The sequence below is a fragment of the Streptomyces pseudogriseolus genome, assembly GCA_002154585.1.
Classification (GTDB): Bacteria; Actinomycetota; Actinomycetes; order Streptomycetales; family Streptomycetaceae; genus Streptomyces; species Streptomyces pseudogriseolus.
This window is the reverse complement of sequence record MUNG01000317.1, coordinates 1-6,656: the sequence shown is the minus strand read 5'-3', so window position 1 is coordinate 6,656 and position 6,656 is coordinate 1. Positions and strand designations below refer to the sequence as shown.

General features: G+C 73.1%; 6 protein-coding genes. 5 read left to right on the top strand and 1 reads right to left on the bottom strand.

The annotated features are described in order from the left end of the window. The 5 genes from CCN29_RS25295 to CCN29_RS25275 form a co-directional block, all read left to right on the top strand. The coding region (locus CCN29_RS25295; protein WP_143661376.1) for a DUF4139 domain-containing protein at positions 1-845 on the top strand (845 nt) is incomplete at its 5' end. Positions 846-852: 7 nt separating this feature from the next. Then, positions 853-2,427, top strand: a complete 1,575-nt coding sequence (locus CCN29_RS25290; protein ID WP_086684656.1) for a mucoidy inhibitor MuiA family protein — start codon at positions 853-855, stop codon at positions 2,425-2,427. 178 nt (positions 2,428-2,605) lie between these two features. Then, entirely contained in the window at positions 2,606-3,526 is a 921-nt protein-coding gene (locus CCN29_RS25285; RefSeq protein WP_006129745.1) for an AurF N-oxygenase family protein, read from the top strand. 46 nt (positions 3,527-3,572) lie between these two features. Beyond that, the gene (locus tag CCN29_RS25280; protein ID WP_086684653.1) at positions 3,573-5,090 is read left to right on the top strand and encodes an FAD-dependent oxidoreductase; all 1,518 of its coding nucleotides are present in this window, start codon (positions 3,573-3,575) and stop codon (positions 5,088-5,090) included. Between the two features lie 159 nt (positions 5,091-5,249). Then, the gene (locus tag CCN29_RS25275; RefSeq protein ID WP_031064980.1) at positions 5,250-6,317 is read left to right on the top strand and encodes a DUF475 domain-containing protein; all 1,068 of its coding nucleotides are present in this window, start codon (positions 5,250-5,252) and stop codon (positions 6,315-6,317) included. Positions 6,318-6,341: 24 nt separating this feature from the next. Here CCN29_RS25275 and CCN29_RS25270 read toward each other — a convergent pair. Next, positions 6,342-6,656, bottom strand: a 315-nt coding sequence (locus CCN29_RS25270; protein ID WP_442538491.1) for a ketopantoate reductase C-terminal domain-containing protein, incomplete at its 5' end; no start/stop codon positions are given.

The window sequence follows — 6,656 nt, the reverse complement described above, 5'->3', positions numbered from 1 at the left end:
CCCCGGGTCCTCCCCGCCCGGACGACGCCGAACTCGACTACTCGGCGCTCGTGTTGAGCGGTCCGGACGAGCCGCGGGACCGCCGGGGCCGGCTCTTCCCCGGCGGGGGTTTCGACCCGGTGACCGCCGAGTACCGCCGGCGTGCCGAGAAGCCCGCCGCGCTGCCGCTGCCGGGGCATGCCGTGCGGCCCCGTGAGTCCGCGGGCTCGTTCGACCACCGTCACGACGCCGCGGCGCCCGCCGACATCCCCTCCGACGGCACCTGGCACACCGTCACCGTCGGTGAGATCGCGGTGGGTCTGCGCACCGAGTACGTGTGCGTTCCGGCGGTGGAGCAGACGGTGTACGCGACGCTGGTGCTGTCCAACGCGACGGACCAGGCGCTGCTGGCCGGCCCGGTCGAGGTGAGCGTCGACGGGGAGTACCAGCTGACCGCCGCGCTGCCCACCCTCGCGCCGGGCGGGGTGCGCCGCCTCGGACTGGGTCCTGCGGAGGCCGTCGGCGTCACCCGGCGGACGCACCTCACCGAGTCGACGGCCGGGCTGCGCAACAACGTCACCGTGCTCGACCACCGCGTCCATGTGGAGCTGGCCAACCGGCTGCCGTCGGCGGTCCGCGTGGAGGTGCGCGAGCGCGTGCCGGTCACCTCGGAGGCGGACGTACGGATCGAGGAGCGGGCCGACTGGAGTGAGCCCGAGGACTCCGCGGCCCGGGAGCGGCACGCCCCGGGCACCCGGATCTGGCGGGTGGACCTGCCGGCCGGCGGCACCGTCGCCCTCGACGGCGGCTACGAGATCAGGATCCCGGCCGGCAAGGCCCTGACCGGCGGCAACCGCAGGAGCTGACACAGCCATGTCTACGTCATCGTCGGCGGAGCCCACCGCCCCGCTCCCCCTCCCCGTCACCGCCGTGACCTGCACCGAGGACCGGGCGTACATCGAGCGCACCGCGACGCTCGGCCTGCGGTCCGGGACGCAGCGGATGCGGCTCGGTCCGGTCGGTGCGACGGCCGTCGACCGGACCCTGCACGCCGAGCTGACCTCCGGTTTCCCGGCGCGCGTGCTCGACGTGCGGATCGTGCGCGCGTGGACGCCGCGCGGGCCCGGGCCCGCCGACGACGACTCGCCGCTGCGCCGCCGCGTGACCTCACTGGAGGAGGAGCGGCTGGTCCTGGAGCAGCGCCGGGACCGGCTGAAGGCGCGCGGGGACGCGCTGGGCCGGCTCGCCGGCGATCTGCTGCGGGAGATCGGTGAGGGCGCCGGGTCCGGCGAGGCCGAACGGGAGCGGTGGGCCCGGGAGCTGGACCGGGTGGACGAGGAGCGCGAGCGGCAGGCCGAGCGACTGCGCGAGGTGGAGGCGCGGCTGACGGCTCTGTCCGGCGAGCTGCGCGAGGCCGAGCAGGCTCTGGCCGAGGCGGAGACGGAGCCCGCCGAACTGGTCGGGCATGTCGAGCTGACCGTTGAGGCGTCCGGCGAGGGGCCGGCGGAGCTGCGGCTGAGCCATCTCACGCCGTGCGCGCTGTGGCGGCCGGCGTACCGGGCCACGCTGGACGGGGGCGCGCTGACGCTGGAGACGGAGGCGATGGTCTGGCAGCGCACGGGCGAGGACTGGTCGGGCGTACGGCTGACGCTGTCCACGGCGCGGTCCGCCGCGGCCACGGAGCCGCCGGTGCTCGGCGAGGACCGGCTGACGCTGCGGGACCGCTCCCCCGAGGAGCGCCGCGCCGTGCACGTCGATCTGCGGGAGGAGGAGATCGCGGACCTGGGTCCCGCTCCCGTGCCGGGGCTGCCGGGTGTGGACGACGGCGGCGAGGTCCGGGTGCTGCACGCGCCCGACCCGGTGTCCGTACCGTCGGACGGGCGTGCCCACCGGGTGCCGGTGTCGTCCTTCACCACGGCCGCGCGCAGCGAGTACGCCTGTGCGCCGGAGCTGTCGCCGCTGGTGACGCAGGTGGTCCGGTGCGACAACCGGTCCGGGCACGCGCTGCTGGCCGGGCCGGTGGACCTGATCCGCGGCAGCGGGTTCGTCGGGCGCGGCACGCTGGAGTTCACCGCTCCGGGGGCCGTGGTGGAGCTGGCCTTCGGGAGCAGGGACGACCACCGGGTCGTGCGGGAGACGGAGGAGACCCGGGACACCGCGGGCCTGACCCAGCGGACGGTGCTCACCCGGACCGTCCGGCTGCATCTGTCGCGGTTCTCCGCGCCGGACGAGCGGGACGACCGGGTGGTCGTCGTCCGGGAGCGGGTGCCGGTGTCGGAGGTCTCGGCGGTGGAGGTGCATCTGCGGGAGGAGGCGTGCTCGCCCGCGCCGGACTCGGTGGACGCGGACGGCATCGTCCGCTGGGACGTGCAGCTCCCTCCGGGCGGCCGTCGCACGCTCACCCTCGTGCACGAGGTGTCGGCGAGCAGCAAGGTGACCGGCCTCTGACCGGACGCCCGGTACATCACACTCCCTGGCCCGCACGGTGAAGACACCGTGCGGGCCTTCACATGAGCTTGACGGACGAAGGGGTGGGAACACGGAAGGTCTTGCTATACAGTTCGTCAGCAAGCAGGCCGGTTACCCGTGGTAATGACGTACGGACTCGACTCGAGGAGGCCCCGGCATGGCCCTGACCACCTCCCGGGCACAGCACCCGGATCAGCCGTCGGACGACGACGTCGACGTGGCCCGTCGGCTGCTCGACTCGTCGGCGCAGCTCTCCTACGACCCGCTCACCGAGGTCGACTGGGACACCCCGCTGGACAAGAGCTTCCACGGCGCCAGCCCGGAGTGGAGCACCCTCTACGGCACCGCGTACTGGGACGAGATGAGCGACGCGCAGCGCAAGGAGCTGACGCGGCAGGAGGCGGCGTCGGTCGCCTGCACCGGCATCTGGTTCGAGATGATCCTCCAGCAGATGATCCTGCGGGACATCTACTCCAAGGACCCCACGGACGATACGTTCCAGTGGGCGCTGACCGAGATCGCCGACGAGTGCCGGCACTCGATCATGTTCGCCCGCGGTGCGAAGAAGCTCGGCGCGCCCGCCTATCGCCCGCACCGGGTCGCGGTGGAACTGGGCCGGCTGTTCAAGACCACCGCCTTCGGCGAGGCCGCCTACGCGGCGATCCTGGTCGCCGAGGAGGTCCTCGACGTCATGCAGCGCGACTGGATGCGCGACGAGCGGGTCGTGCCGTTCGTCCGCACCATCAACAACATCCATGTCGTCGAGGAGTCGCGGCACATGATGTTCGCACGCGAGGAGACCCGCCGGCACCTCGCCCGCGCCGGGCGCGTGCGCCGCCGCGTCCAGGCGCTGCTGGTCGCGATCGCCGCGTACGTCATCGTCACCAGCATGGTGAACCGCAAGGTGTACGCGAACGCCGGGCTCGACGAGAAGCGCGCGCTGCGCGAGGCCCGTGCCAACGAGCACCACAAGTCCATGGTGCGGGCGAGCTGTTCGGGCCTGATGGAGTTCCTGTCCTCCGCCGGACTGCTCACCCGGCCCGCGCTCTTCTTCTACAAGCGCGCCCACCTCATCTGACCACGTACAGCCTGCCCACCCCGGGCCCTCAGCGGAGCGGACGACGATGGCCTTCGCGATCACCCAGACCTGCTGCAGCGACGCCACCTGTGTGTCCGTCTGCCCGGTCAACTGCATCCACCCGACGCCGGAGGAACGCGCCTTCGGCAGCACGGAGATGCTGCACATCGACCCGAAGACGTGCATCGACTGCGGCGCCTGCGCGGACGCCTGCCCGGTGGACGCCGTCTTCCCGGTCGACCGGCTGACCGGGGCGCAGCGGGAGTACGCCCGTATCAACGCAGCCTGGTACGAGGACGAGGAGCACCGGGGCGAACAGCCCGTCCGGGGTCCGGTGTTCCACGACTGGGGCGCGCCGTCGTTCGACCGGGTGCTGCCGCCGGACTTCGGGCCGCTCCGCGTCGCGGTGGTGGGCACCGGGCCGGCCGGGATGTACGCGGCGCGGGACCTGCTGCTGCACACCCCCGCCGAGGTGACGCTGATCGACCGGCTGCCGGTCGCCGGCGGTCTGGTCCGGTACGGGGTCGCGCCCGACCACCCGTCCACCAAGAAGGCCGGCGAGAGCTTCGCCCGCTTCCTCACCCATCCGCGGGTCCGGCTGTGCCTGGGCCTGGAGGTGGGCGCCGGCGTCACGGCGGACGAACTCGCCGCCCATCACGACGCGGTGGTCTACGCCGTCGGCGCGCCGGAGGCCCGGCGGCTCGGCGTCCCGGGCGAGGACCGGCCGGGCAGCGTCGCCGCGACCGAGTTCGTCGCCTGGTGCAACGGACACCCCGACGTGGCCCCGGACGCGTTCGACCTGTCGGCGGGGCGGGTCGTCGTGGTGGGCAACGGCAATGTCGCGCTGGACGCCGCACGCCTGCTGGTGTCCGACCCGGCGACGCTGGAAGGCACCCCGATCGCCCCGCACGCGCTGGCGGAGCTACGGCGCAGCAAGGTGCGGGAGGTGGTGGTGCTGGGGCGGCGCGGTCCGGAGCACGCGGCATACACGCGCACCGAGGTGCTCGCCCTGACGCATCTGCCCGGCGTGGACCTGCTCGTCGACGACCACGATCCGGCCGTGGGCGCGGCGATCGGTGCGGCGGCGGCGCGGGACAAGGCCGCCGTGCTGAAGGACGTACGGCGGGAGGCCGTCGACTGGTCCCTGCCGCCGGCGACGGACGGTCCCCGGCGCATCGTGTTCCGCTTCCTGTCCGCGCCCGCCGAGGTGTGCGGGGAGGAGTCGGTCCGCGCCGTACGGGTCACCGGCGTCGCGGGCGAGGTGGAGATCCCGGCCGGCCTGGCCCTCCGCGCGGTGGGCCATCGAGGGACGCCCCTCGCCGGGCTCCCCTTCGACGAGTCCACGGGCACCGTGCCGAACGACCGGGGCCGGGTGACGGGCCGTCCGGGCGTCTACGTCGTCGGCTGGATCAAGCGCGGCGCCACCGGCGGCATCGGCGCCAACCGCACCTGCGCGACGGAGACGGTCGGCTCCCTGCTCGACGACGCGGTGGCGGGCCGCCTGCCCACCCCGAGGGGCAGCGCACGGTCGTTCCGCCGCCTGGCGCGCCGCGGACGGCGGTGACGACGGCCGACGACGCCGGAACACCGGGGCGCGGTGGGCGTGTGACGCCGTACCGGTGATCGGTGGAAGTGCGGGGCGGGTGCGTTACGGAGGCCGTGGGAAGGGGCACTGGAGCCGAATCCGTCGTCCGAGCGGGCGAGGGAGAAGGGAGAGTGCCGGGTGCTGTGGAAGACCTTCCGGTGGGCGTTCGCCGTGACGGCCGTCGGGCTGGTGGGCGGGGTGCTGTACGACGGCTGGACGGCGCTCGGGATCGTCGCGATCCTCGCCGTGCTGGAGGTGTCGCTGTCCTTCGACAACGCGGTCATCAACGCGGGCATCCTGAAGAAGCTGAACGCGTTCTGGCAGCGGATCTTCCTCACCGTCGGCATCCTCATCGCCGTGTTCGGCATGCGGCTGCTGTTCCCGGTGGTCATCGTGTCGGTGAGCGCGCGGCTGGCCCCGCAGGACGCCGTGCACCTCGCGCTCACGGACAAGGAGCGCTACCAGGAACTGGTCACCGACGCGCATCCGTCGATCGCGGCGTTCGGCGGGATGTTTCTGCTGATGATCTTCCTCGACTTCATCCTGGAGGACCGGGAGACCAAGTGGCTGGGCCGGGTGGAGCGGCCCCTGGCGCGGCTCGGCCGGATCGACATGCTGTCGGTGTGCGCGGCCCTGGTGGTGCTTCTGGTGACGTCGATGACGTTCGCCGCCGAGGCCCACCAGCACGGCGGCCACCATGCCGACAAGGCGCAGACGGTGCTGATCTCGGGGGTCGCGGGGCTCGTCACCTATCTGGTGGTGCACGGACTGTCGGGGTTCTTCGAGGGCCGGCTGGCCGGGGAGGAGGACGGCGAGGACGCGAACGGGCGTACCGGGACGGCGCTGGCGGGCCGGGCCGCGTTCTTCACCTTCCTGTACCTGGAGGTGCTGGACGCGTCCTTCTCGTTCGACGGGGTGATCGGCGCGTTCGCCGTCACCAACGACATCGTGCTGATGGCGCTGGGCCTCGGCATCGGCGCCATGTACGTCCGGTCGCTCACCGTGTACCTGGTGCGCAAGGGCACGCTGGACGACTACGTGTACCTGGAGCACGGCGCGCACTACGCGATCGGCGCCCTCGCCGCCGTCCTGCTGGTCAGCATCCGTTACGAGGTGAACGACATCGTGACCGGGCTGATCGGGGTCAGTCTGATCGGCGCGGCCTTCTGGTCGTCGGTCCGGCTGAACCGCGCCACGGCCGGCTGAGGGACGGTCCGGGGAGCGCGCCGGTCAGGCGCTCGCCGGGGCGCCGTCGACGTACGGGGACAGGATGTCGGCGACCGTGCGGTTGCGGGGCGCGGGGACGCCGAGTCCGTCGGCGAGGTCGGCCACTCCTCCGCTGAGCCAGGGCAGTTCGAGACGGTGGCCGTGTTCCAGGTCGTTGTGCATGGACGACGTCATGTCCGCGGGGAGGGTGTCGCAGAAGGCGAGCTGCCGGTCGGCGAAGTCCTCGGGCAGGGCGATGCCCGACGCGCGGGCGACGGCCACGACCTCCGCCATGACGTCCCGCAGCAGTGTCCGCGTCCGCGCGTCGGGCATCGCCCT

Coding starts and splice junctions, on each gene's coding strand:
- CCN29_RS25280 (WP_086684653.1), top strand. CDS start 3,573: ATGGCCTTCGCGATCACCCAGACCTGCTGCAGCGACGCCACCTGTGTG.
- CCN29_RS25290 (WP_086684656.1), top strand. CDS start 853: ATGTCTACGTCATCGTCGGCGGAGCCCACCGCCCCGCTCCCCCTCCCC.
- CCN29_RS25285 (WP_006129745.1), top strand. CDS start 2,606: ATGGCCCTGACCACCTCCCGGGCACAGCACCCGGATCAGCCGTCGGAC.